Source organism: Streptomyces sp. NPDC056222 (assembly GCF_042264065.1).
Taxonomy (GTDB): Bacteria; Actinomycetota; Actinomycetes; order Streptomycetales; family Streptomycetaceae; genus Streptomyces.
On record NZ_JBHJTL010000011.1, the window covers coordinates 35016 to 60734 of the forward strand.

Below are 25719 nucleotides of genomic sequence, written 5' to 3' on the forward strand. Positions count from 1 at the left end.
TGAAGAAAGAAAGTGGGAGTGCCGGGAGTCGGCCCGGGTCAGAGGCGGGTGGCGTGCCTCGGGCGCGCGCGGTGCACACGGCGACGGCCGGGGCCCTGCCGCATACGGCCGGGTCCGGGGCCGATCAGACCGGCCCTGAACAGGCCGTAGGTCAGGCGCCGTTGGGAGGCCGCCTCCAGCTCGTCCCGCAGGGCGCCGTCTCGCAGCAGCGCCTCGGAGCCCAGCAGCCCCTCGACGACGGCCAGCGCGCCGGCGATGTCGCCGTGGTGCAGGCGCTCGCGGACGCCGTCGAGACAGTCCGGACGGCGGTGCGCCCGGTCGATGGCCTGGAGGCAGGGGAGTGGGGTGCCGGACAACGCGGCCAGCAACTCCTCCCGGCGGAGCTCGGCCGGATCGTGGTCCAGCGCGGACAGCACCCCGTCGACCAGGCCGATCCGGTGCCGGGCTCCCCGGCACTCCACGATGTGCGGTTGCCCCGTCCGGTCCGACAGCGACCGCGAACCGGCCGGTGGCAGACCGGGGACGAGTGCGGACGCGACCAGCGGGTGCAGCCGGTCGGCCTCGATCAGCCCGCTGCGGAGCAGCTCGAGATCGGGCAGCACCCAGGTCGCCGCATCGGGCAGCACCGGCAGCGCGGGGACGCCGCCGTCCGCGGGCGCCTCCGTGATCCGCATCGAGGGCGGTCCGGGGCCGTCCCGGTCCGCCACCAGGTCCAGGAACAGCCGTTGCCGGGCCCCGACGCGCACGCAGACGGTGCCGGCGGGCCGCCCCTCGGCGTGGAGCAGGATGCCCGCCTCGTCCGCCCATCGGTCGACGGCGCAGCGGAGATCCTGCGGCACCGCCCCCCGTGCCTCCGGGGTCGTCGGGGGAGGGTCGTCCTCCGACGGCGGCAGGGACCCGGACCGGGCCCGGAGCTCGTCCGTCCGGCGCGCGTCCCACAGGTGGCGATGCAGGTCGAGACGGAACCGCCGGCTCGGATGAGGGTGCGGATGACGGCGGGCGCTCGGCTCGGAGTGCGATCCGTCCCACAGCGCGAGGCTGATGCGCTGACCGCCGTCCGCCCACGCCGGCGGGGTCCGGACCACCAGGTGGACCGGGCCGGCGCCGTCCCGCCCGGAGGTTTCGTACCGGGTCAGGGCGACGGTCAGACCCGGGCGGAGCAGTCCGTCGGGAGCGACCCTCGGGAGATGCCAGCGCAGCAGGTCGGGTGCCAGATGGCGGAGATCGGCCCGTACTCGGGTGGCCAGTTCCCGGCCATGGGTACGCGACACGGACTTGAGGTCGAGATCGACGTCCACGCCGGCTGCGGCGCAGGCTCCTGCCCAGTCCCCGGCAGAGCGGCGGGCGGTCGCAGTCTCGATCATGGAGGGCGGCACGGCGAACTCTCGCACGCGCAGCCAGAAGGAAAGCGGGGAATTCCCATACGCGGTGTCAGTGAGCATCAGCACTCACCTTGCGCGGACGGGTCCCCCAATCTGCGGAGAGAATGAATAGTCATCGCGGTGATCATAGAGCCCCATGACCTCGATCTGCCAGGTGTTTCCGCCCGCGGGTCTGCCGGGGCCGTAGGGTGGGGCCATGGGAGACACACCGCACCGGTCCGGCGCATGGGGCCAGGGGCGCGATCCGGGGCGTCGGAGTATCGGCGTGCTCGGCTGGGCGTTGCCGGTCCTGGTGATGGTCGGCCTGTTCACGCTGCGGCCCTGGTGATCGGCGCCATGACGACGCCGCGCGATGATGACGACCCGTACCTGTGGCTGGAGGACCTGGAGGGCCAGGCAGCTCTGGAGTGGGTGGCCGAGCGGAACGCCGAGACGGCGGCCGCACTGACGTCGGACGCCGACTTCGCCGCCCTGAAGGAGCGCCTGCGCGAGGTGCTGGACGCCTCGGACCGCATCCCCTACACGGCGCGTCGCGGAGCGTTCCTCTACAACTTCTGGCGGGACGCCACGCATGTACGTGGCGTGTGGCGGCGGACGACGCTCGAGCAGTACCGCAAGGACGCCCCTCAGTGGGACGACGTCCTCGACCTCGACGCGCTCGCCGCCGCTGAGGACGAGAAGTGGCTGTGGGCGGGTGCGCGGGTGCGTCACCCCGAGTACGACCGGGCGCTGGTGTGTCTGTCGCGCGACGGTGGGGACGCCGTGGTGGTCCGCGAGTTCGACCTCGCCACGCGGTCCTTCGTCGAGGGCGGTTTCCAGGTCGGCGAGGCGAAGACGCGGATCGGGTGGATCGACGCCGACACCGTCTTCATCGGCACGGACTTCGGGCCGGGCTCGCTGACGGATGCCGGCTATCCGCGCACCGTGCGCCGGTGGCGGCGCGGTACGCCGCTGGAGGAGGCCGAGCCGGTCTTCGAGGCGGACGCGGTCGATGTGGCGGCCTCGGGTTGGCGCGACACCACGCCCGGATTCGAACGGGACTTCGTCGCCCGTTCCCTGGACTTCTTCCGCAGCGAGACGTACGTCCTCGGCGCCGACGACACGCTCGTGAAGATCGACGTCCCCGACGACGCCGACGCCTACGTCCACCGACGGCATCTGATCGTCACCCTGAAGTCCGACTGGCTCGGGCAACGGGCCGGTTCCCTGCTGGCGTTCGACTTCGAGGGCTTCCTCGCGGGCGACCGTACGGCGGCTGTGCTGTTCACCCCGGACGAGAGGACCGCCCTCGCCGGGCACTCGTGGACCCGGCACCATCTGGTCCTGGAGACGATGCGGGACGTCAGCACCCGCATCGAGGTCCTCACCCCCGACCCCGGCGGCGTCTGGGCGCGCACGCCGCTCACGGACGTTCCGGAGCTGTCGGCGGTCACCGTCGTGGACACGGACCCCGACCTCTCCGACGAGTACTTCCTGGATGTGTCGGGGTTCCTGCAACCCTCCACCCTGTACCGGGGAGAGGTCGGCGCCGACACCGAGATCCTCAAGCAGGCTCCGGCCCGCTTCGACACCGCCGGCCTGACGGTCGAGCAGTTCTTCGCCACCTCCCCGGACGGGACGCGGGTGCCGTACTTCGTCATCGGCCCCGACCGCGCCGTCACCGGCCCCGGGCCGACCCTGCTGTACGGCTACGGCGGCTTCGAGGTCTCCCTCACCCCCTACTACGGCGCGGTGAAGGGCCGGGCGTGGCTGGAGCGCGGGGGCACCTACGTGATCGCGAACATCCGGGGTGGCGGCGAGTACGGACCGGACTGGCACCAGGCCGCGCTCGGCGCCCGGCGGCCGCGCGCCTTCGAGGACTTCGCGGCGGTCGCCGCGGACCTCGTCGCCCGGCGCATCACCACCCCCGCCATGCTCGGCGCGGCAGGGGGCAGCAACGGCGGTCTGCTCATGGGTGCGATGCTCACCCGCCACCCGGAGCTCTTCGGCGCGATCGTCGCCCAGGTGCCGCTCCTCGACATGCTCCGCTTCCACAAGCTTCTCGCCGGGGCTTCGTGGATGGCCGAGTACGGCAATCCGGACGACGAAGCCGATCGCCCTCACCTCCGTGCGATCTCGCCCTACCACCAGCTCGCCGAGGACCGCGTCTACCCGCCGGTCCTCCTGATGACCTCCACCCGTGACGACCGTGTCCACCCGGGCCATGCCCGCAAGGCGGCCGCACGACTGCGCGAACTCGGCCACGAGGTCCTGCTGCACGAGAACACCGGCGGCGGCCACGCGGGCGCCGGCGACAACGAACAGGCTGCCCACAACGACGCCCTGGTCCACACCTTCCTGTGGCAGAGGCTCATGAGGGGGAAACGTGAAGAGCCCGCGCCTGTGCTGTGAGGGCTTGGAGTCGCCTCGTATCTTTTCCGTCAGCGAATTCCTACGAGTCGCGCGGTGACGGGCTTGTCGTATCGCTCGAACTCGTCGGTAACTCGTGAAAACGTTCGAGTTCCTGGCCTTGCGCAGTCCTGACCAGCCGGAACTCGACGTCGCCGTGATGGCCGAAGTTACCGTTCATGGATTCACGTGAGCGGGGTATGGTCGAGCCCGTTCGAACGCCTGGGCGTCCCTCGTCAATCAAGTGCGGTACATAGCACCACATTTGAAGGGACGGGGCGAACACCGGGAATTCCGATAGGGAGAGGGAAATCGGGGCACACTCGGACCCCACGTACGAAGACCGACCGAAAGATGTTCGAGGCGAGGCAAACCGATGGATGCTCCGACCCCCACGTCGGCCGACGGTGACAGGTCCGGCGTCAGTCCCGGAGCCGACTCCGGTGGCAGCAGTCGGGACGCGGGCTGGTTCGGTCGAAGCCCGCAGCATCAGCAGGACGGATCCGGATCACGGGACGCGAAGGAGCGCATACCCAGCCGCCCCGTCACCCCGATACGCCCGGTGGGCAACGGAGCCGACAGAAGCCGTACGGCACCTCAGCGACCGGCTCCCGCAGCAAGCCCGACCTCGGCCCAGGCCCCGGCCCCCGCGCCCGCCCAGGAGTCGAGACCGGCCGCCGCCCCCGCTCCGAGCCCGGCGCCGGCCGCCGCCCCCGCTCCGAGCCCGGCGCCGGCGCCAAGACCCGCCCCTGAGCCCGAGCCGCCGGCCGCGGTTCCTGCCCCGGCACCCGAGGACACGTCCGACGCCGGTCTTCTGCGCCGCACCATGGCCGAGATCGAGCCGATCGCCGACAAGGTCACCTCGTATTTCTACGCCCTGCTCTTCCTCCGCCACCCCGACCTGCGGAGCCTCTTCCCCGCGGCGATGGACACCCAGCGCGACCGGCTCTTCAAGGCGCTGCTCACCGCCGCGACCCATGCGGACGACACCGCCACCCTGACCACGTACCTGTCCCACCTCGGCCGCGGGCACCGGAAGTACGGCACCCTTCCCGAGCACTATCCGGCCGTCGGCGAGTGCCTCATCGGCGCCCTCTCCCGCTACGCCCCGGAGAGCTGGGGGCCGAGGACCCAGGCCGCCTGGGTGGGCGCCTACACCGCGATCTCCCAGATCATGATCGACGCGGCGGCCGAGGACGAGCTGCGCGCCCCCGCCTGGTGGCAGGCGGAGGTGGTCGCGCACGACATGCGTACCCCGGACATCGCGGTCGTGACGGTCCGGCCCGACCAGCCCTATCCCTTCCTCGCCGGACAGTACGCCTCGCTGGAGACCCCCTGGTGGCCGCGGGTCTGGCGGCACTACTCCTTCGCCTCCGCGCCCCGCTCCGACGGGCTGCTCTCCTTCCACGTCAAGGCCGTGCCGGCGGGCTGGGTCTCCAACGCCCTCGTGCACCGCGCCCGCCCGGGGCACGTGATCCGGCTCGGTGCCCCTTCCGGATCCATGACCGTGAACCACAGCACCGACAACGGACTGCTGTGCCTCGGCGGCGGCACCGGCATCGCGCCCATCAAGGCCCTGGTCGAGGACGTGGCACAGCACGGCCGCCGCCGCACCGTGGACGTGTTCTACGGCGCCCGCAGCAACCACGACCTCTACGACATCGACACCATGCTGCGGCTCCAGCAGTCGCACCCCTGGCTCTCGGTCCGCCCGGTCGTGGACGACGGCCCCGTGGGCCTGCTGTCCGGCGGCATCCCGGAGGCCGTGCGCGAGTTCGGCCCGTGGCACACGTACGACGCATACCTGTCCGGCCCGCCCGGGATGATCCGGCGCAGCGTCGACACCCTGGTGGGCATCGGCATCCCCACCCATCGCATACGGCACGACTCCATCGAGGAACTGGTCGGGGCAACGACTTGAGCACTTTCGAACAGACCGGGCAGCGGCAGGCGACGCCCCTGCGTACCACCCGCCCGGGCAGTGACGGCGAACATCAGGTCCAGCAGCGCATGGGCACCACGGAGCGCGCCGACAAGTTCTACGCCGATCAGGTTCTGGACCGACTCAACACCCGGATGCGGGAGTTCGTGGCGCGACAGGAGATGTTCTTCCTCGCGACCGCCGACAGACACGGCGAGTGCGACAACACGTTCCGGGCCGGCCCGCCCGGCTTCCTCCACGTCCTGGACGACCGGACTCTTGCCTACCCCGAGTACCGGGGCAACGGCGTCCAGGCCAGCCTCGGCAACATCGAGGAGAACCCGCACGTCGGCATCCTGATGATGGACTTCCTCCAGGACCGCATCGGTCTCCATGTCAACGGCACCGCACGGGTCGTGGCCGACGACGAGATGCGCCGCGCGCACGCCGGGCTCGCCTCCGACCCCGTGCCCGGCCGCCGCGCCCAGGTGTGGGTGCAGGTCGCCGTCGAGGAGGCGTACATCCACTGCGCCAAGCACATCCCCCATCTGCAGAAGATGCCGCTGCACGGCACAGGCCGCGCATGGGGAACGGACGACTTCAGGCGCAAGGGCGGCGACTTCTTCGGCGCCGCCGCCGAAGCGCCGGAGCGGGGTCCCTTCGTGCCCCCGCCCCGCGCGGACGCGGCGACCTGGCGGGCGGAGGCCGAGAAGGTCCTGGAGCGGGCCGAGCAGCGCGCGGCCGAAGCCGACGAGGCGTTCAGCGGCTGGTTCCGCAGGAACGTGTCCGTCTGATCCGCCCCACCCCGTCCGCCGCCGGTGTCCACCCGCGCCGGCGCCCAAATCCACTTGTCCCCCCGATGATCACGGGTTACGGTCCCCGGGCACATGGCGGGGGATCAGGGCAGGTGGGGGGAAGATGGCGGACAACGACACGGCGGTGCTCTCCAGAAGTGCGGTGGTGCGACAGGTCGTCGCGGGCCTGGTCCTCGTACCGGCCCTGTGCGCCGGTCTGTGGGTGATGGGCCGGACGATGGACTCGGGCGGCGTGAACAGCGGCTCGGGGCCTGCCTCGTGTTCGGACGGGAAGCCGGAGAAGGCGCCGGTGGAGCCGGGGCAGGTGCCCGTCACTGGGACGCAACTGTGCGAGGTGCTGAACCGTCCCGACCTCGCCGAGCTGCTGGGTACGCCGACGGAGCCGGTGAAGTCCGCCCACGGCAGCGAAAGTTCCTACGGGAGCGGCGACGAGAAGGTGGCCACGCCTTCGGCCGAGGTCGAGATCGGGACGTACACCGTGACGCTGTCGGCCACCTACGACGGCCGTCCGGTGGGCGGGGAGCCCTCGATCCTGTGGAACGACGCGCAGCCACGGAAGCTTCTCGGCCGCCCGGCGGTGCTCTACTCGGACGAGGCCATCAGAATCAGCTTCCGCCTCGACGGAAGCGACGCGCAGACCGGTCCCAGCATCCCGGCCCGCACCGTCGTCGTGGCCCAGGACGCCAAGGACAGCGGTGGATCCTTCGAAGTGACCCTGTGGCGCGAGGACGGCTGGGTACCGGACGACGCGGTGCTGCTCCGCATCGCCGAGAAGGTCCTGCCCACGCTCCCGGGATGGTCCGCCACCGGGTGACGGTCTCCGGCACGGCCGGTCATCGGGCGTGCCCGACCGCGGTCGCGGACCAGCCGCTCCGAATCCTCTCGCATGGCGGGGAGTTACCGCCCCGCCACCCCGTCAGCTCCAGGCCCCCGTCACTGGCCCACCCTGCCGTCGACGCACTCGCGCAGCAGGTCGGCGTGGCCGCAGTGACGGGCGTACTCCTCGATCCGGTGCACCATCAGCTCCCGCACCGGGGTCCCGTCCTCAGGCAGGCGCTCGCTCAGATCCGGGTGCTCGGCGAGCGCGGCGTCGGTCGCGGCCTGCTCACGCTCCAGGTCGGCGAACGCGGCGTCGACGACGGCCTGTTCGGCGACCGCACCGTGGAAGTCCGCGTCCTTGACGCCGTACAGCTTCGGCACCGGATCGCCGCTGATCCAGCTGCGCCAGTCCCGTTCCACCTCGACGAGGTGGCGGATCAGGCCGAGCAGCGACATCGTCGACGGCGGAACCGACCGTCGGGCCAGCTGCTCCGCGTCCAGGCCCTCGCACTTCATCCGCAGGGTCATGCGATAGCCCGCCAGGAAGTCCAGCAGCGTGGCAAGCTCGCCCTCCGGACCTTCCCCGTCGGTGTCGCGGGGGTCATTGTCCGGGTCGGTCCACATGTCGGGGTAGACGGTGGCCTGGGTCCAACGGGCGGGTTGCTCACTCATGCATCGCATGATCATCCGTGCGGACCGGGCTCGCAAGGGGTTTTCGCCCGCGCCCGGCCGTCACACCGGCCGAGGTCACCGTGGTCGCCCCGTGGCCGCCCTTCCGCCCGGCCGGCCCAGCCGAAATCGCGGGGTGTCCGAGGCGAGCCTAGGCTGAGGGAAATGCCCACCCCCGGGCCCCACGCCCGCACCGCGGAAGGTGAGGACCTTGAGCGCCTCCCCCGAAGAGCAGGAACGACTGGAACCGCGGGTGGGTCCCGAGCCCGACGCCGAGCCGGAGTTCCAGCCCTATCACCATCCGGCCGCCGGGTGGGGTGCGGCCAAGAGCGTGACACGGTTCATGGCACGCGAGGGCGCGCTGGTGGACGGGCCGCGGGCCATCATGAGGATGAACCACGAGAACACCGGGTTCGACTGCCCCGGGTGCGCCTGGCCGGACGACACCAAGGGCCTGCACCTGGACATCTGCGAGAACGGGATCAAGCACGTCACCTGGGAGATGACCCGCAAGCGGGTCGAGCGTGAGTTCTTCGCCGCCCACTCGGTGACCGAGCTGTCGGGGTGGAGCGACTACGACCTGGAGAACCAGGGCCGGCTCACCGAGCCGATGGTCTACGACCCCGACACGGATCATTACGTCCCCGTCAGCTGGAAGGACGCCTTCGAGCTCGTCGGGCGCACCCTGCGCGAGCTGGACTCCCCGCACCAGGCGTCGTTCTACACCTCCGGCCGGCTCGGCAACGAGGCCACCTTCCTGTACCAGCTCATGGCCAGGGAACTGGGGACGAACAACCTGCCCGACTGCTCCAACATGTGCCACGAGGCCAGCGGCCGCGCCCTCCAGGCGGCACTCGGCACCGGAAAGGGCACGGTAGACCTCAAGGACTGGGAGACCACCGACGCCCTCTTCATCATGGGCGTCAACGTGGCCTCCAACGCGCCCCGGATGCTCACGGCCCTCTCCGAGGCGTACCACCGCGGCGCGAAGATCGTGCACATCAACCCGCTCGTCGAGGCGGGTGCCACACGCACGATCATCCCGCACGACTTCAAGGACATGGCCACCTTCCACTCGACCCGGACGAGCACCCTCAACCTCCAGCCGCGCATCGGCGGCGACATGGCGCTCGTACGAGGCATGGCGAAGGCGATCCTGGAGCAGTCCGACTCCGATCCCAAGGCGCTGGACCGGGAGTTCATCGAACGCCACACCGCCGGCTTCGAGGAGTACCGCGCCCTCTGTGAGGCCACGCCCTGGGACGAGATCGAGAACCAGTCAGGGATCGGCCGCTCCGACATCCTCGCGGCCGCCCGCGTCTACCGTGAGGCCGACCGCAGCATCGTCAGCTGGTGCCTGGGCCTCACCCAGCACGAACACGGCGTCGACACCGTACGGGAGATCGTCAACCTCCTTCTGCTGCGCGGCAATCTGGGCCGGGAAGGAGCCGGGCCCTCGCCCGTTCGCGGCCACAGCAACGTCCAGGGCAACCGCACCTGCGGCATCGACCACCGCCCCACCGAGGAGTTCCTGGACCGGCTCGCCCAGGTCTGCGGGATCGAGCCGCCTCGCGAGCACGGGCTGGACACCATCGGCACCATCCAGGCGATGCACCGAGGCGACGTGAGAGTGTTCGTCGGCATGGGCGGCAACTTCGCCCTCGCCGCGCCCGACACCCCGTACACGTACGAGGCGCTGAGCCGCTGCGACCTCACCGTCCAGGTGAGCACCAAACTGAACCGCAGCCATGTCGTCCACGGGCGCCGGGCGCTCATCCTGCCCTGCCTCGGCCGGACCGAGAAGGACGACCAGCGCAACGGCGTCCAGAGCACCTCCGTCGAGGACTCGATGAGCATGGTCCACCTGTCCGTCGGCATGAAGCGCCCCGCCTCCTCGCACCTGCTCTCCGAGCCCGCGATCGTCGCCGGCATGGCCCGCGCCGCCCTGCCCGAGAGCCAGACGCCGTGGGAGTGGTACATCGAGGACTACGACCGCATCCGCGACACCATGGCCCAGGCCCTCGACGGGTTCGAGGACTTCAACCGCCGTGTGCGGCTGCCGCTCGGCTTCCGCATCAAGCAGCCCGCGCGTGAACTCGTCTTCCTCACCCCGTCCGGCCGCGCCGAGTTCTCCACCGCCGAACTTCCCGACGTCCTCCCGGACCCCGGGATGCTGGCGCTGGGCACCATGCGCTCCCACGACCAGTGGAACACCACCATCTACTCCGACAACGACCGCTACCGCGGCATCAAGAACCTGCGCACCCTCGTCTTCATGAACCAGGACGACATGCGCGAACGCGGGATCTCGAAGTTCGACCCCGTCGACATCACCAGCACCGCGAAGGACGGCAGCCAACGCCACCTCAACGGCTATCTGGCGATTCCGTACGACATCCCGCGCGGCTGCGCGGCCGGCTACATGCCCGAGATGAACGTCCTGTGCGCGCTCGGCGACTACAGCACCCAGAGTGACCAGCCGATCATGAAACACGTCAGGGTCACCATCACGCCCGCCGCCTGAATTCCGCATGTGATAGGCGCCCTTTATCACGTGATACGGAATTCCTCTTTGACGCACTCCACCGGCTTCACCGACGATTTCTTTCGAATGGAATGAAATTCGGGAGACAGGAAAAGGTGAGCCAGTGCCCTCAGCACCCTCCGTCCGGAGTCCGCTCCTGGACCGCTTCGGACGGGTCCACACGGACCTGCGGCTCTCGCTCACCGACCGCTGCAATCTGCGCTGCGCCTACTGCATGCCGGCCGAGGGCCTGGACTGGCTGCCCCGGACGGAGCTGCTCACCGACGACGAGGTCGTACGCCTCGTGCGCATCGGCACCATGCGCCTGGGCATCACCGAGGTCAGGCTCACCGGCGGCGAGCCGCTGCTCCGCCGTGGACTGCCCGGCCTGGTCGCTCGCCTCTCCGCCCTCACCCCGGCACCCGAGCTGTCGCTCACCACGAACGGCATCGGTCTCGCCCGGTGCGCCACCGCCCTGCGCGAGGCCGGGCTGAGCCGGCTCAACGTCAGCCTCGACACACTCCGCCCCGAACGCTTCGCCGAGATCACCCGGCGCGACCGGCTCGCGGACGTCCTGGAGGGCCTGCGCGCCGCGCGGGCCGCCGGCCTCGCGCCCGTCAAGGTCAACGCGGTGCCGGTGCGCGGGGTCAACGACGACGAGATCCCCGACCTCGTGGCCTTCGCTGTGGAGCACGGGTACCGGATGCGGTTCATCGAATCGATGCCGTTGGACGCGCAGGGCGCCTGGGACCGCGACCGGATGGTCACCGCCGAGGAGATCCTGGACCGCATCGGGGAGCGCTTCGCCCTCACCCCGATCGGCCGGGAGGGCAACGCGCCGGCCGAGGAGTGGTGGATCGAGGGCACGGACTCCGTCGTGGGCGTCATCGCCAGCGTCACCCGCCCGTTCTGCGGGACCTGCGACCGGGTCCGCATCACGGCGGACGGCCAGCTGCGCAACTGCCTCTTCGCCACGGAGGAATCCGACCTGCGCGGCCTGCTCCGCGGCGGCGCCGACGACGCCGCGATCGAGGCAGCCTGGCGCGCCTCGATGGCGGGCAAGGGCCCCGGCCACGCCATCGACAGCGCCGGCTTCCGCCGGCCCGCACGCCCGATGTCCGCCATCGGCGGATGACCCGCCGGGTGACCCCCGGCGCTCGGAACACCCCACCCACCGCAGCCGAGAGGTGCACGTAGTGAAGGCTTGGATCGACGAAGTCAAGGCCGAACTCGGCATCGACCTGGATGTCGATGTCGCCGAGCTGCTCGACTTGACCAAGGTGGTCGCTCATGAAGTCGCCCGCCCCGCCGCGCCGTTGACCTCCTTCCTGGTCGGCTACGCCGCCGCCCTGGCAGGAGGCGGCCCGGAGGCGGTCACGGAGGCCGGTGGGCGGGTGGCGGCCCTCGCCGAGCGCCGGGCGGGAGAGCGGGCGCAGGGGGCGGGGGAGGCGTGAACGGCGTGACTCGCGTGGCATCTCTCGACCGTCTCGACGCCCGGGCCCCCGTATCGGCGCCGGCCATGCCGTGGGAGGAGGCGCGGGCAGTCGCCCGAGCGGCCGCCGGGCAGCCCCTCCCGGCGGTCTCCCGGGGGCTGTCCGAGGCTCTCGGCCACGCCCTCGCCGAGCCACTGACCGCGCTCACGGACCTGCCGCCGTTCGACACGGCCGCGATGGACGGCTGGGCCGTGGCGGGACCTGGGCCGTGGCGGCCTCACGACGGCGGGATCCTGGCGGGCGAGCGGCCCGGACCGCTCGACCACGGCGCGGCCGTGCCCATCGCCACCGGCGCCTCGCTGCCGCCCGGCGCGACCGCGGTCCTCCGCCGCGAGCACGGTGAGCGGACGGCAGCGGACGGCCTCCTGCGCCACCGCTCCCCGGACCCGGTGGCTTCCGGCCGCGACATCCGGCCGCGCGGCCAGGAATGCCGGGCCGGTGAAACCCTCCTTCCGGCCGGTACGACCGTCACGCCGGCGGTGCTGGGCCTGGCAGCGGCCGCCGGGTACGACCGGTTGGCCGTGCACAGCCGCCCCACGGTCGAACTCCTGCTCCTCGGCGACGAGTTGCTCGATTTCGGTCTGCCCGGCGACGGGCGGGTCCGCGATGCGCTGGGCCCGCTGCTCCCGCCGTGGCTGGGCCGGTTCGGTGCCGAGGCGACCGGTGTACGCCGGATGGCCGACGCTCTCGGTCCGCTGAGCGAGGCCGTACGTCATTCCACGGCCGATGTCCTGGTCACCACGGGCAGCACCGCCGACGGTCCCGTGGACTTCCTGCACCTCGCGCTCGCCCGGGCCGGAGGCCGGCTGCTCGTCGACTCCGTCGCCGTTCGACCGGGCCATCCCATGCTCCTCGCCGAACTCCCGCCCGTGGCAGGCGGCCGCCCCCGACTCCTCGTGGGCCTGCCCGGCAACCCCCTGGCCGCCGTGGCAGGCACCGTCACCCTCGCGGCGCCGCTGTTGCACCGATTGGGCGGACACACCGACCGGGCTCCGCGCAGAGCCGAAGCCGCCGCGCCGCTGCCGGGGCACGCGCGGGACACCCGGCTGCTGCCGGTGCGTCTCATCGAGGGCACCGCGGTGCCGCTCGCCTTCGACGGCCCGGCGATGCTGCGCGGGCTGGCCCTCGCCGACGGCCTCGCGGTGGTCCCACCCGGTGGACTCGCCGAAGGCTCCGCCACAGAGGTTCTGGAGGCCCCCGGCCGATGACTCCGTACAGCCGCCCACGACGACGGACATGAACCATGCCGCACCGGCACGACATCGCCGATGACCCGCTACGGCTGCTCGCCGTGCGCGACACCCCGCTCTCCCTCGACGAGGTGTACGCGGCGGTGGGCGACCCCGCCGCCGGAGGCACCGCCGTCTTCGTCGGCACGGTGCGCGACCACGACGGCGGCAAGTCCGTCACCTCCCTGGAGTACACGGCCCATCCGGGCGCCACGGGCGAGCTGCGCCGGGTGGCGGAGAAGGTCCTCGCCGACTTCCCGGTCCGCGCACTGGCCGCCGTGCACCGGACCGGCCGTCTCGCGATCGGTGACGTCGCGGTGATCGCGGCCGTCTCCTGTCCGCACCGGGCAGAGGCGTTCGCCGCGTGCGAGAGGCTGGTCGACGACCTCAAGCACCAGGTGCCGATCTGGAAGCACCAGGTCTTCACGGACGGCACCGAGGAGTGGGTCGGCGCCTGCTGACGGCGGTGCCCGGCCTGCGTCGCGGGCGGAGGCCGGATACGCTGAAGCCGTACCCTTTGTCGCCGTTCGTGACTGAATGTCTGCCGGGAGTCACGTGGTCACCACGCAGCCCGTCGTCGTACCGCCGCCGAGAGCCGCCGTGTTCCTCGTGGCCACGCTGAACCCCGGCGGTGAGGCAGCCGTACGGGACGCGCTGGCCGACCTCGCCGGGCTGACGCGCTCCGTCGCCTTCCGTTCACCGGACTCCGTCCTCACCTGCGTCGCGGGCATCGGCTCGATGGCGTGGGACCGCCTCGTCGGCGGGCCGCGCCCGCGCGAGCTCCACCCCTTCACGCCACTGACGGGCCCCCGGCACCGGGCGCCGTCCACCCCGGGCGATCTGCTCTTCCACGTACGCGGTCGCCGGATGGACCTCTGCTTCGAACTGGCCCGGCTCATCGTCGACGCCCTGGGCGCCGCCGTGACCGTCGTCGACGAGGTGCACGGCTTCAAGTACTTCGACGAGCGCGACCTCCTCGGCTTCGTCGACGGCAGCGAGAACCCGGAGGGCGGGCAGGCGGACGAAGCCGTGTTCGTCACCGACGACGAGCCGCCCTTCCTCGGCGGCAGCTACGTCATCGTGCAGAAGTACGTGCACGACATGGCGGCCTGGCAGTCGCTCGGCGTCGAGGAGCAGGAACACGTCATCGGCCGCACGAAGTCGTCCAACGTGGAACTCCCCGACGGCGTCAAACCGGACGACTCGCACGTCGCGCTCAACACGATCGTCGACGACGACGGCACCGAACAGAAGATCGTGCGCGAGAACATGGCGTTCGGCGAGGTCGGCCGCGGCGAGTTCGGCACCTACTTCATCGGCTACGCGCGTACTCCCGCGGTGACCGAACAGATGCTGCGCAACATGTTCCTCGGCGACCCGCCGGGCCTCACCGACCGCATCCTCGACTTCTCCACGGCCGTCACCGGCGGCCTCTTCTTCGTACCCAGTGCCGACCTCCTCGGCGACCTGCCCGCCCCGGCCTCCGGGACCGCCCACCGCGGCGATTCCCTGCGCATCGGCAGCCTCAAAGGAGCCTGAGCGTCATGACGAACCCCGCCGCCACCGACAACCTCCACCGCGAACTCGCCCCGATCACCCCCGCGGCCTGGGCCGAGATCGAGGAAGAGGCGCGCCGCACCTTCCGGCGCCATGTCGCAGGGCGCCGGGTCGTCGACGTCCCCGCCCCGGCGGGCCCGGGGCTCGCCGCCGCCGGCACAGGCCATCTCGACGAGATCGACCCGCCCGCCCCCGGCGTCACCGCGCGGCTGCGCGAGGCACGCCGACTGGTCGAACTCCGCGTCCCGTTCACCGTGAGCCGGGCCGCCGTGGACGACGTCGAGCGCGGCTCGCACGACTCCGACTGGCAGCCCGTGAAGGACGCGGCACGCGCCATGGCCTTCGCGGAGGACCGCGCCGTCTTCGACGGGTATTCCGCGGCGGGCATCGAAGGCCTGCGGTCGCGGACGTCCAACCCGGAGCTGGCCCTGCCCGCCGAGCCGCGCGACTACCCCGACGCGATCAGCAGAGCCCTGACGTCGCTGCGGCTGGCCGGCGTCGACGGGCCGTACGCGCTCCTGCTCGGCGCCGACGCGTACACGGCGGTCAGCGAGACCTCCGACCACGGCTACCCGATCGCGGCGCACCTGGGCCGGATCCTGGGAGGCGACCCGATCTGGGCGCCCGCACTGCGCGGCGCGTTCGTCCTGTCCACCCGGGGCGGCGACTTCGAGCTGCTCCTCGGCGAGGACCTGGCGATCGGCTACACCGGGCACGACGCGAACAGCGTCGATCTGTACTTCCAGGAGACGCTGACCTTCCTGACGTACACGGACGAGGCCGTCGTCGTGCTCACGTCCTGAAGCCCCGACGACCCGAATCCCGCCCGCCGCGCTACGACGAGCCGTGGATGTCGCCCAGGGAGAGGACGACCGCGGTCGTGCGGCCGTCGGGCGCCTGGTAGGTCACCGTGTCGCCGGCGCGGTGACCGAGCAGCGCGTGACCGAGCGGGCTGTCGGCGGTCACCAGGGTCAGGTCCAGCTCCTCGGCCACCTCGCCGACCTGGAGCGTCGACTCCGTCCCGTCCGCGAACCGTACGCTGACGGTGCTGCCCACCCCGATCACCTCCGTCGCCGGTGCGCCCGCGACGGACGCCTCCCGGATCCGGCCCTCGATCTCGGCGATGTGCCTGTCCAGACGGGCTACCTCCGAGGCGCGCTGCAGTTCGTCCGCCTCGTCCGCCCTGTCGCCCACAGGATCCTCGCCCCGCAAGGTCGCGGCCGCCGTATCCCGTTCGGCGCGCAAGTCCGCGAGTTCCTCCTGGAGCGCCCGCAGAGCGACGGCGCTGATGGGCTCGGGTCCACCGGTCATTCCTGCTCCCGTGATACGCGGGCGAATCGGTCGTACAGGCAATTCAATTACCGCACTCCGCGGAGAGTCCGGCAAATCGCGGCCCGGCGGAACCGGCGGTCCATATGGGCGCCGCTAATGTGGCGGCCCATGAGACGTTGGCTGCCGCGGTCCGCGGTTTCCCGGCTTGTCTGTTCGGTGGCCGTCGGAGTGGTGACGGGCGTCGTCATCGGCGTCCTGGCCGACGTACCGCTGGGAGTTCTCGCCGGTATCGCCGTGACGGAGACGGGATTCGTCGTCGCCGGGTGGATCCAGATGTGGCCGCTGGACGCGGCCACCACCCGCCGCGACGCCCGGCGTGAGGACTTCCGGCCCGTCACGGACGAGGTCGTCATCGTCGCGGTCGCCCTGTGCGGACTTGGCAGCATCGTCGTCCTGCTCCTCCGCGGCGGAACCGACACCGGCCACGCCGCCGCCGCGACCGCGCTCAGCGGTGTGTTCATGGCCTGGGCCGCACTGCACCTGATGTACGCCACCCGTTATGCGTTCCTCTATTACGGCAATTCGGAGGGAGGGATCGACTTCAATTCCGATCGGCAGCCCGCGTACCGGGACTTCTTCTACTTCAGTTACAACCTCGGTATGACCTATCAGGTCTCCGACACCGACGTGTCCAGTCCGACGATCCGGGCGGTGGTGCTACGGCATTCGCTCCTGTCCTATGTCTTCGGTACCAGCATCCTCGCCACCGCCATCAATCTCGTCGTCGGACTCGTCACCCGCTGACGTCGCCCGGTACGGACCGGGACCCGGGCTTGGAGGGTCGGCCCGGTCGGCGTCAGACTCGGACGCATGAGATCCACGACGCCACGCTCGTCCGTTCCGCCCCTGGCCATCGCCTCATGACGTCCGCGGTCGTCGTCGGCGGTGGTCCCAACGGGCTCGCCGCCGCGGTCCTGCTCGCGAAGGCAGGCCTGGAGGTCACCGTCCTCGAAGCCGCCGACGAGGTCGGCGGCGGCACCCGCAGCTACGAGGCGATCCTGCCGGGGCTGCTGCACGACCACTGCTCGGCCATCCACCCCATGGCCGTCACGTCGCCCGCGCTCCGGTCGCTCGACCTGGAACGCCACGGGCTGCGTTGGCTGCTTCCGGACATCGACTGTGCGCATCCGCTGGACGACGGGTCCGCCGGCATGCTGCTGCGTTCCGTCGAGGACACCGCCTCGGGACTCGGCACCGACGGCAGTCGCTACCGGGCCCTGATGGAGCCCTCGGTACGGCGCTGGGAGGCACTCGCCGAGGACGTCATGGGCCCCCTGCTGCGGATCCCGTCGCACCCGCTGCTGCTCGCCCGCTTCGGTCTGCCCACCGTGCTGCCCGCCACAGCCCTCGCCCGCTTCTTCCGGACCCCCGCGGCGCAGGCCCTGTGGGCAGGCGTCGCGGCCCACGCCTTCCGCCCGCTGTCCCACCCGCTCAGCTCGGCGATCGGACTCGGCATCCTCACCGCCGGCCACACCGCCGGATGGGCCGTGGCCGAGGGCGGCTCACAGTCCATCACCCGCGCCATGGAGGCGGCGCTCCTGGAGCACGGCGGCACCGTCCACACCGGGGTACGTATTACCGACGCCGCGCAGATCCCACCCGCCGAGGTCACCCTCCTCGACCTCGATCCCGGCCAGATCGCGTCCGTGTACGGCGACCGCCTGCCGCCCCGTGTACGGACCGCGTACCGCCGTTTCCGCCGGGGCCCGGGTGCCTTCAAGGTCGACCTGGCCGTCGAGGGCGGCGTGCCCTGGAGGAACGAACACGCCCGGCGCGCGGGCACCGTGCACCTCGGCGGGCCGCTCGCCGAGGTGGCGCGGGGGGAGAAGGACGTGACGGCCGGCCGGATGCCGGAGCGCCCCTTCGTCCTCGTCGGCCAGCAATATCTGGCGGATCCCTCGCGGTCGGTGGGGAACGTCCACCCTGTCTATACGTACGCCCACGTTCCGTTCGGCTACGAAGGGGACGCCACCGAGGCGATCCTGCGGCAGCTGGAGCGCTTCGCCCCCGGCGTACGGGAACGCGTCGTGGGCATGCAGAGCAACCGACCCGCCGACTTCGCCACCGCCAACGCCAACTTTGTGGGCGGCGACATCCTCACGGGAGCCAAGACGATCCCTCAACTCGTCCTCGGCGCCCGCCCGGCACTCGACCCGTACGCCACCGGCCTGCCCGGGGTGTTCCTGTGCTCGGCCGCCGTCCCGCCGGGCCCCGGGGCTCATGGCATGTGCGGCGCCGGGGCGGCGCGGTCCGCGCTGCGGCACCTCGGCATCCCGTCCGACTGACGTGACGGCGCGCGGGCCGACCGGCCCTACTGGGGCGCGGGATCCCCGGGGAGGTGGTCCAGAGCGGCGGCGACATCGTTCTCTCGGGCGACGGCCGTCAGCGCTCGGGCCAGGACCGAACCGGGCTCCCGGGCGGTGACCACGAGACCGACCGGCACCGTGCGGGCGGGCTCGACCAGCGGCACCGCCCTCATGCCGTGCGGGACGCCGAAGACGTGCAGCCAGGTGTGCGGCACGACACTGGCCCACCGGCCCGTCCTGACGTGGGCGAACAGAGCGGCCACCGAATCGGTCTCGACCCGGGGCGACGGCTCCACCCCGGCCTCGGCGAACACCTCGTCCAGCACCTGGCGGCCCTGCATGGCACCCGTCAGCAGGCACAGGGGCAGCCGGGAAGCCTCCGCCCAGGTCGCCGTCGCCCGATGGACGGGCATGTCGGCGGCACTGGTCAGGAGCACGTACCGCTCCTCGTAGAGCGGGACCGACCGGAAGTCCTCCGAGAAACCCTTGTGCAGATACGTGATTCCGGCGTCGATCTCGAAGTTCCGCAACTGCCGGAGGATGTCCTGCGACTGGAGGTCCGCTATCACCTCCACCCTCACCAGCGGATGGGCGACGCAGAACGGGGCGGTCAGCAGGGAGACGGCGCCGACGGCGGTCGGGACCGAGCCGATCCGTATCGTGCCGCTCAACCCGCCGCGCAGGGCGCCGACCTCGTCCTTGAGGGCGTCGCGGTCGGCCAGGATGCGCTGCGCCCACACCACGATGCGCTCGCCCTCGGGCGTGAGGCCCTCGTACTTGCGGCCGCGCCGGACCAGCGGCACGTCCAGCTCCTCCTCCAGCTTCCGGATCGCCTCGGAGAGCGCGGGCTGAGAGACGTAGCAGGCCTGGGCGGCCCGGGCGAAGTGACGCTCCCGGGAGAGGGCGACCAGGTACTCGAGTTGACGGAACAGCACGTTACGGGTCTACCCGACCACTCGTCCGAAAGCCAGCCTCGGCCGCATGCCGCGGGGCGCGGCGGACCGCCCGGACCGTGGACGGTCAGGCCACGGGCAGCGGTTGCAGGCGCTCGGACCCGGTGTAGACGTTCATCGAGGCGCCGCGCAGGAATCCGATCAGGGTCAACCCGCTCTCCTCGGCCAGGTCGACGGCGAGCGAGGACGGCGCGGAGACGGCTGCCAGCATCGGGATTCCGGCCATCACCGCCTTCTGCACCAGCTCGAACGACGCCCGGCCACTCACCATCAGCACCGACTCGCGCAGTGGCAGCAGGCCCGACCGCAGGGCGTGGCCCACGACCTTGTCCACGGCGTTGTGCCGCCCCACGTCCTCCCGCAGACACAGCAGCTCACCGTCGGCGGAGAAGAGCCCGGCGGCGTGCAGGCCGCCCGTGGTGTCGAACACCCGCTGCGCCGCCCGCAGCCGGTCCGGCAGGGCGGTCACCACCTCCGGTCCGATGCGCAGCGGGTCCCCGGCGACGGACCACGCCGCCGTGGTGCGCACCGCCTCCAGACCGGCCTTGCCACACAGACCGCACGAGGAGGTGGTGTAGAAGTTCCGCTCCAGCGACGCGTCGGGGGCGGCGACGCCCGGGGCCAGGGCGACGTCCACCACGTTGTACGTGTTGCCGCCGTCGGCCGTGGCCCCTGCGCAGTACCGGATCCCCGCCACCTCGTCGGCGGCGTGCACCACGCCCTCGCTCGCCAGGAACCCTGCCGCGAGGTCGAAGTCGTCGCCAGGGGTGCGCATGGTGACGGTGAGCGGGCGCCCGCCGACCCGGATCTCCATCGGCTCCTCGGCCGCCAGGGTGTCCGGTCGGTGCGAGGACACCCCCTCCCGAACGCGCAGCACCCGCCGTCGTACGGTCACTCGTCCCATGGTCTGCTCCTCTCGACGGAGCCGTGCTCCGACGGTGTTGTGCGGTTGAGTCCGTTCGACGCTCCGTCGGGCGGGACCTGGGCCCGAGGCCGGGGACCGTGCCATGGGGGTCGCCGACGGCCCCGGTCCGACGGCCGACGATATGACCCGCGGCGAACCCCGCCGCGTTCCCACGCCATCAGGGAAGGCTCCGGCGGCTGAACCATGCGGTGATCACCAGGCACAGGAGCCCCACGGCCGCCAGGGCCGCCAGCAGGGCGGGGTACGGAGCGGCTCCGGCGGTCACCGCGAGAAGCAATGGCGTCAGGAAGCCGCTGTAGGTGGCACCTTGATACAGGATCGCCGTCGAGGGCACGGCCTTCGGAGTCGCCAGGCGTTCGATCTCGAGGAGCCCCGAGGCCAGGGTGAGGCCGTATCCGGCACCCAGGAGGACCGCCGCTGCCGGCACCAGGCCCGCGGAGTCCCCGTACACGGCGCAGGCGCCCACCAGAAGTCCTCCGATCACGGTGACCATGGAGACGATGGTCGCCCGCGCGCTGTGCGCGTGGTGCAGTCGGACGGCCAGCGGCTGGACGGCAGTACCCACGGCGAGCGTCAGCGCCGTCACCAGACCGCTGAACACCGGCGCGTATCCCGGAACGCGATCGGCGACCAACGAGGGCAGCACGACGTAGGCGACCGTGGCGGCGCAGAAGACGGCCGGACTCGCCGGCAGCACCACCCGCACGAAGCGGGGGTGCGTGACGGCCGCCCGGCGCAGACGGGCGATGTGCGGCGCCCACGGGACGACCGCGGACCGCGACGCCGTCTCCGGTACGGCGGTGGTCGAGCCGAGCACCAGCAGGGCCAGCAGGGAGTGGGCGAGGCAGGGCAGCACCATCGGCCGCGGCAGCCATTCGGCGAGGACACCCGCCGTCAGCGCCCCGGCGGCGAAGCCGCCACCCGTGGCGTACGTCGCACGGCGGGCGCCGGCGCCCGGGCGCTTCGCACCGGAGGACAGTTCCTCCAGCCACGTGGTGCCGGCGGTCAGGATGACGCCGGCCGCGACGCCGGTGGCCAGACGGCTGACGTACACGGCGTTCTGGGACATGCCCGCCGCCGCCAGGAGGGCGCTGGCGGCGGCGGACAGCACCAGCGCGAGCCGCACCACGCGCCGCCTGCCGAGCCGGTCCGCGAACGGGCCGCCGAGCAGCAGACCGGGGAGGAGCCCCAGCAGGTAGGTGGTGAACATGGCGGCGACCGGGACGGAGGGCCAGTGCTCCTGGGTCCGGTACACCACCGCGAGCGGGGTGAACTGGTTCGCGCCCCACCCGGCGGCGAACAGCGCGGCCGCAACCGGAAGCCAACCGCGCGCGGCGCGATCTGCGGGCATGGGGACAGGTCCTTTCGGCGCTCGGCGCGGGCTCAGTCGGAGTCGCGTGCCGGTTCCAGTCGGACCACCACACCCTTGGACGTGGGGCAGTTGCTGATGTCGGCGACGCTGTCGAGGGGGACCAGGACGTTGGTCTCGGGGTAGTACGAGGCGGCGGAGCCGGGGCTGGTCGGATACGCCACGACCCGGAACGCGGGCGCTCGGCGCTCGACACCGTCGTCCCAGACGCCGACCAGGTCGACCAGGTCGCGGTCGGCGAGGCCGAGGCCGGCCAGATCGTCGGGGTTGACCAGGACGACCCGGCGGGCGTTGTGGATGCCCCGGTAGCGGTCGTTCATCGCGTACGGGACGGTGTTCCACTGGTCGTGGGAGCGCAGCGTCTGCAGGATGAGGTGCCCCTTGGGCGCGCGCAGCATCGTGAACTCGTTGCGGGTGAAGACGGCTTTGCCGCTGGGGGTCGGGTAGACGCCCCGGTTGACGGGGTTGGGCAGGGTGAAGCCGCCGGGCCTGTCGACGCGGGCGTTGAAGTCCTCGAAGCCGGGGATCACGCGCGCGATGCGGTCACGGATCGTGCCGTAGTCCCGCTCGAACTGCTCCCAGGGGATGTCCACCGCGTCGCCGAGCGTGCGCCGGGCCAGACGCGAGATGATCGCGACCTCGCTGAGCAGGTGCGGAGAGGCGGGGGCGAGGCGCCCGCGGGAGGCGTGGACCTCGCTCATGGAGTCCTCGACCGTGTAGAACTGCTCGCCGCTCTCCTGGATGTCGCGGTCGCTGCGGCCCAGGGTCGGCAGGATCAGTGCCGTGTCACCGCACACGGTGTGGGAGTGGTTGAGCTTGGTGGAGATCTGCGCGGTCAGCCGGCAGTTGCGCAGGGCCTGTTCGGTGACGGCGCTGTCGGGGGTGGCGCGCACGAAGTTCCCGGCGACGCCGAGGAAGACATGGGCCTTCCCGTCGCGCATGGCGCGGATCGAGTTCACCGCGTCCAGGCCGTGGTGGGAGGGAGGCGTGAAGTCGAACTCGCGGCCGAGGGAGTCGAGGAACGCCTGCGGCATCCGCTCCCACACGCCCATGGTGCGGTCGCCCTGGACGTTGGAGTGGCCGCGGACCGGGCAGACGCCTGCACCGGGCCTGCCGACGTTGCCCCGCAGCAGCAGGAAGTCGACGATCTCGCGGATGCTGGGAACGCCGTGCTTGTGCTGGGTCAAACCCATCGCCCAGCACACGATCACGCTCTTCGCGTTCAGCACACGCCTGTGGACCTCCTCGATCTCCTCGCGGGTCAGACCGGTCGCGGCGATGACGTCGTCCCAGCGGATCTTGCGGGCGTGCTCCGCGAACTCCTCGAAGCCGGTGGTGTCGGAGTCGATGAAGGAGCGGTCGAGGACCGTGCCCGGAGCGGCGTCCTCCGCCTCCAGGAGCAGCAGGTTCAGCGCCTGGAAGAGGGCGAGGTCGCCACCGGCGCGTATATGGAGGAACTGGTCGGCGATCGGGGTGCCCTTGCCGATCACGCCCCGCGCCCGCTGTGGGTGCTTGAACCGCATCAGACCGGCCTCGGGCAGCGTGTTGACCGCCACGACCTGGCCGCCGTTGCGCTTGGTCTCCTCGAGGGCGGACAGCATGCGCGGGTGGTTGGTACCCGGGTTCTGCCCGACGACGAAGATCAGGTCGGAGTTGTGGATGTCGTCCAGCGACACGCTGCCCTTGCCGATGCCGAGGGTCTCCCCGAGCCCGAAGCCGCTGGACTCGTGGCACATGTTGGAGCAGTCGGGCAGGTTGTTGGTGCCGTACGCGCGGGCGAACAGCTGGAGCAGGAACGCGGCTTCGTTGTTGAGCCGGCCGGAGACGTAGAAGAGGGCCTCGTCGGGGGAGTCGAGGCGGCGCAGCTCCTCGGCGAGAATGCCGAGGGCGTCGTCCCAGCCGATCGGCTCGTAGTGCGAGGCACCGGGCCGCTTCACCATGGGCTCCGTGAGCCGGCCCTGCTGGTTGAGCCAGTAGTCGGACCTGCGGCCCAACTCCGCGATCGAGTGCTCACGGAAGAAATCGGCGGTGACGCGTCGAGAGGTGGCCTCGTCCGCGATGTGCTTCGCACCGTTCTCGCAGTACTCGTTCATATGCCGCTCACCGGGCGGGGGCTCCGGCCAGGCACATCCCGGGCAGTCGAATCCCTTGGCCTGATTGATGTTCAGCAGAGTCAGAGCCGTACGCCGCACGGACGTCTGCCCCAGCGCGTACTCCAGCGCGTGCGTCACGGCGGGAACACCGGTCGCCCAGGTCTTGGGAGGGGTGACCGAGAGGTCGTCGCTGGGGTCCTCGATGCTGGTCATGGTGGGGGTGTGCCTCTCTCTGTCGCGGCCCCGGGGACCGATACCGCTGTCCGGAGAAAAAGGCGGCGACCCTTTTGCTTTTTCGGTTCGGGATTTGCCTGCGATTATTCGAATCCGGCTGCGAGAGAAGCTTCCGTCGTTTCCCCTGCGGGTGTCAAAGAGGGCTTTTCGATGAGTCGATAGGTGGCGCTTATCGCACGGGAATGCCTCGTCAATTGCCCGGGGGCGGAGCATCGAAATGGCCCCGACGCCCCGGGGGTCGTCGATGCCGGAAGGCGGCAGGGCCACGCCTTACCGTGGGCTGATGCGATCCGTTCCCAGGTGGGCCCTTCTTTCGTCGGGGTGTGCCCCTGTCCTGCTGGCCGGAGGCTGGATGGTCGCGGCGGGCATGGAGGGGTCCGCCTACGATCCCGTCACCCAGACGATCAGCGTCCTCGCCGCGTACGGAGCCGCGGGATTCTGGGTGATGACCAGCGCCCTGCTCGCCTTGGGCGCCTGCCATCTGCTGACCGCCTGGGGGCTGCGCCCCGCCGCGCTCGCCGGACGGCTGACGCTGGCCGCCGGTGGAGTCACGGCGCTCGTGGTGGCGTTGCTGCCGGTGCCGAGCAGCGGGGGTTCCCTCCGCCACGGTTCGGTTGCCGCGGTCGGCTTCGTCCTCCTGGCCGTGTGGCCGGTTCTGGCCGCCGTCCGCGGCGGAGCCGCACCGTGGGGACTACGACCCGCGCCCGCCCTCGCGGCGACCGCCCTGATGGGCCTCGGCGCGGCCTGGTTCCTGGTCGAGATCAACCGCCAAGGCCCCGCCGGTGTCGTCGAACGCCTCGTGACCTGCATTCAGTCCGTGTGGCCCTTCGTGGTCGTCGCGTCCTGCCTCCTCCATCGCGAGAACGACACTCAGCGCGAAGTGACCGGGGCGGATCCTCACTCCCGTTGAGCGGCCGCACCCTCGCCCCGAGCCCCCGATTCGCTCAAACGTTCGATTCTTCGTCTACGCTGGAACCATGACCGCACCGCGACCCCAGATGCCCGGCCTGCAGGGCTCGCTCTTCGACCAGGGTGCCGACATCCGACCCGGCCCACTGGACGGTGTCCGGCGGGTCGCGCTCGACGGCGGGGCCTGGGTCGACCACCTGCCCGGGTGGTTCCACGGGGCCGACGCGCTGTTCGAGGAGCTGGCCACGGGCGTCCCCTGGCAGGCCGAGGAGCGCAAGATGTACGACAACGTGGTCGCCGTACCCCGCCTCCTCGCGTACTACCGCGAGGGCGCCCCCCTCCCGCACCCCGCCCTCGTCGAAGCCCGCGAGGCGCTGAGCGCCCACTACGCCTCCGAGCTCGGCGAACCCTTCGTCACCGCCGGCCTCTGCCTGTACCGCGACGGCCGCGACAGTGTCGCCTGGCACGGCGACCGCATGGGCCGCTCCGCCACGCAGGACACCATGGTCGCCATCCTCTCCCTCGGAGACCCCCGCGACCTCGCCCTGCGCCCCCGGGGCGGCGGCCCCGTCGCCCTCAGGCTCCCTCTGGGCCACGGCGACCTCGTGGTGATGGGCGGCTCCTGCCAACGCACCTGGGAACACGCGATCCCGAAGACGACCCGCGCGGTCGGGCCGCGCATCAGCGTCCAGTTCCGCCCCCACGGCGTGGGCTGACACACCGCAGCCCTCGCGGATGTCCGCCCGTGGGCGGTGTGCGCGGCCCTCGGGAAGGCGTGTCACCGGCACCGAATACCATGAC

General features: G+C 71.5%; 23 protein-coding genes. 16 read left to right on the forward strand and 7 right to left on the reverse strand.

All coding sequences use genetic code 11. The features are described from left to right. Window positions 1–38: 38 nt before the first annotated feature. Entirely contained in the window at window positions 39–1442 is a 1404-nt protein-coding gene (locus ACFC0D_RS08035) for a hypothetical protein (RefSeq protein WP_376432292.1), read from the reverse strand. 136 nt (window positions 1443–1578) lie between these two features. On the opposite strand from ACFC0D_RS08035, the gene ACFC0D_RS08040 reads away from it, so the two are divergent. The 5 genes from ACFC0D_RS08040 to ACFC0D_RS08060 all read left to right on the forward strand — a co-directional run bounded on the left by ACFC0D_RS08040 (window position 1579) and on the right by ACFC0D_RS08060 (window position 7320). After that, window positions 1579–1710, forward strand: coding sequence for a hypothetical protein (locus tag ACFC0D_RS08040; protein WP_376432297.1), 132 nt, complete (start codon window positions 1579–1581; stop codon window positions 1708–1710). Between the two features lie 8 nt (window positions 1711–1718). Beyond that, window positions 1719–3773, forward strand: a complete 2055-nt coding sequence (locus tag ACFC0D_RS08045; protein WP_376432299.1) for a prolyl oligopeptidase family protein — start codon at window positions 1719–1721, stop codon at window positions 3771–3773. A gap of 373 nt (window positions 3774–4146) precedes the next feature. Beyond that, window positions 4147–5691 carry a globin domain-containing protein gene (locus ACFC0D_RS08050; protein ID WP_376432301.1) on the forward strand — a complete coding sequence of 515 codons (1545 nt, stop codon included), beginning with the start codon at window positions 4147–4149 and terminating at the stop codon, window positions 5689–5691. Beyond that, window positions 5688–6485, forward strand: a complete 798-nt coding sequence (locus tag ACFC0D_RS08055) for a pyridoxamine 5'-phosphate oxidase family protein (protein ID WP_376432303.1) — start codon at window positions 5688–5690, stop codon at window positions 6483–6485. The genes ACFC0D_RS08050 and ACFC0D_RS08055 overlap by 4 nt, the downstream gene beginning before the upstream one ends. Window positions 6486–6609: 124 nt before the next feature. Further along, window positions 6610–7320 carry a DUF6215 domain-containing protein gene (locus ACFC0D_RS08060; RefSeq protein WP_376432305.1) on the forward strand — a complete coding sequence of 237 codons (711 nt, stop codon included), beginning with the start codon at window positions 6610–6612 and terminating at the stop codon, window positions 7318–7320. A gap of 119 nt (window positions 7321–7439) precedes the next feature. Here ACFC0D_RS08060 and ACFC0D_RS08065 read toward each other — a convergent pair whose 3' ends face one another. Next, window positions 7440–8006, reverse strand: coding sequence for a DinB family protein (locus ACFC0D_RS08065; RefSeq protein WP_376432307.1), 567 nt, complete (start codon window positions 8004–8006; stop codon window positions 7440–7442). Between the two features lie 199 nt (window positions 8007–8205). On the opposite strand from ACFC0D_RS08065, the gene ACFC0D_RS08070 reads away from it, so the two are divergent. The 7 genes from ACFC0D_RS08070 to ACFC0D_RS08100 all read left to right on the forward strand — a co-directional run bounded on the left by ACFC0D_RS08070 (window position 8206) and on the right by ACFC0D_RS08100 (window position 15600). Beyond that, on the forward strand, window positions 8206–10518 hold the full coding sequence (locus tag ACFC0D_RS08070; protein WP_376432309.1) for an FdhF/YdeP family oxidoreductase: 2313 nt from the start codon (window positions 8206–8208) through the stop codon (window positions 10516–10518). Window positions 10519–10642: 124 nt separating this feature from the next. Continuing rightward, window positions 10643–11653: a GTP 3',8-cyclase MoaA gene (gene moaA / locus ACFC0D_RS08075; RefSeq protein WP_376432311.1), complete on the forward strand. Its 1011-nt coding sequence runs from the start codon at window positions 10643–10645 to the stop codon at window positions 11651–11653. Window positions 11654–11714: 61 nt separating this feature from the next. Further along, a complete protein-coding gene (locus tag ACFC0D_RS08080) occupies window positions 11715–11972 on the forward strand; it encodes a DUF6457 domain-containing protein (RefSeq protein ID WP_376432313.1) in 258 nt (85 codons plus the stop codon). A gap of 14 nt (window positions 11973–11986) precedes the next feature. Further along, complete coding sequence (locus ACFC0D_RS08085) at window positions 11987–13219, forward strand: molybdopterin molybdotransferase MoeA (RefSeq protein WP_376432315.1); 1233 nt, start codon at window positions 11987–11989, stop codon at window positions 13217–13219. 35 nt (window positions 13220–13254) lie between these two features. After that, window positions 13255–13701 (forward strand): molybdenum cofactor biosynthesis protein MoaE, encoded by a 447-nt coding sequence (locus ACFC0D_RS08090; protein ID WP_376432317.1) that lies wholly within the window; start codon window positions 13255–13257, stop codon window positions 13699–13701. A 94-nt stretch (window positions 13702–13795) separates the two neighbouring features. Then, window positions 13796–14779, forward strand: coding sequence for a Dyp-type peroxidase (locus tag ACFC0D_RS08095; protein ID WP_376432319.1), 984 nt, complete (start codon window positions 13796–13798; stop codon window positions 14777–14779). A gap of 5 nt (window positions 14780–14784) precedes the next feature. Further along, a complete protein-coding gene (locus ACFC0D_RS08100) occupies window positions 14785–15600 on the forward strand; it encodes a family 1 encapsulin nanocompartment shell protein (protein WP_376432321.1) in 816 nt (271 codons plus the stop codon). A gap of 31 nt (window positions 15601–15631) precedes the next feature. Here the strand turns inward: ACFC0D_RS08100 and ACFC0D_RS08105 are convergent, their stop codons facing one another. Beyond that, on the reverse strand, window positions 15632–16108 hold the full coding sequence (locus ACFC0D_RS08105) for a GreA/GreB family elongation factor (RefSeq protein ID WP_376432323.1): 477 nt from the start codon (window positions 16106–16108) through the stop codon (window positions 15632–15634). Window positions 16109–16237: 129 nt separating this feature from the next. Between ACFC0D_RS08105 and ACFC0D_RS08110 the strand changes: the two genes are divergently transcribed. Beyond that, window positions 16238–16873, forward strand: coding sequence for a DUF1345 domain-containing protein (locus tag ACFC0D_RS08110; protein ID WP_376432325.1), 636 nt, complete (start codon window positions 16238–16240; stop codon window positions 16871–16873). Then, window positions 16870–18414 carry a phytoene desaturase family protein gene (locus tag ACFC0D_RS08115; RefSeq protein WP_376432456.1) on the forward strand — a complete coding sequence of 515 codons (1545 nt, stop codon included), beginning with the start codon at window positions 16870–16872 and terminating at the stop codon, window positions 18412–18414. Before ACFC0D_RS08110 ends, ACFC0D_RS08115 begins: the two co-directional genes overlap by 4 nt. Window positions 18415–18440: 26 nt before the next feature. Here the strand turns inward: ACFC0D_RS08115 and ACFC0D_RS08120 are convergent, their stop codons facing one another. From ACFC0D_RS08120 to ACFC0D_RS08135, 4 genes are all read right to left on the reverse strand, one after another. Continuing rightward, on the reverse strand, window positions 18441–19370 hold the full coding sequence (locus ACFC0D_RS08120) for a LysR family transcriptional regulator (RefSeq protein ID WP_376432327.1): 930 nt from the start codon (window positions 19368–19370) through the stop codon (window positions 18441–18443). A gap of 85 nt (window positions 19371–19455) precedes the next feature. Continuing rightward, on the reverse strand, window positions 19456–20292 hold the full coding sequence (fdhD, locus tag ACFC0D_RS08125; RefSeq protein ID WP_376432329.1) for a formate dehydrogenase accessory sulfurtransferase FdhD: 837 nt from the start codon (window positions 20290–20292) through the stop codon (window positions 19456–19458). A gap of 178 nt (window positions 20293–20470) precedes the next feature. Then, a complete protein-coding gene (locus ACFC0D_RS08130) occupies window positions 20471–21664 on the reverse strand; it encodes an MFS transporter (protein ID WP_376432331.1) in 1194 nt (397 codons plus the stop codon). Window positions 21665–21696: 32 nt separating this feature from the next. Beyond that, window positions 21697–23988, reverse strand: a complete 2292-nt coding sequence (locus ACFC0D_RS08135; RefSeq protein WP_376432334.1) for an FdhF/YdeP family oxidoreductase — start codon at window positions 23986–23988, stop codon at window positions 21697–21699. Between the two features lie 304 nt (window positions 23989–24292). Between ACFC0D_RS08135 and ACFC0D_RS08140 the strand changes: the two genes are divergently transcribed. Both ACFC0D_RS08140 and ACFC0D_RS08145 read left to right on the forward strand, forming a co-directional pair. Then, a complete protein-coding gene (locus ACFC0D_RS08140; RefSeq protein WP_376432336.1) occupies window positions 24293–24919 on the forward strand; it encodes a DUF998 domain-containing protein in 627 nt (208 codons plus the stop codon). Between the two features lie 67 nt (window positions 24920–24986). Beyond that, complete coding sequence (locus tag ACFC0D_RS08145) at window positions 24987–25634, forward strand: alpha-ketoglutarate-dependent dioxygenase AlkB (protein WP_376432338.1); 648 nt, start codon at window positions 24987–24989, stop codon at window positions 25632–25634. Window positions 25635–25719: the final 85 nt, after the last annotated feature.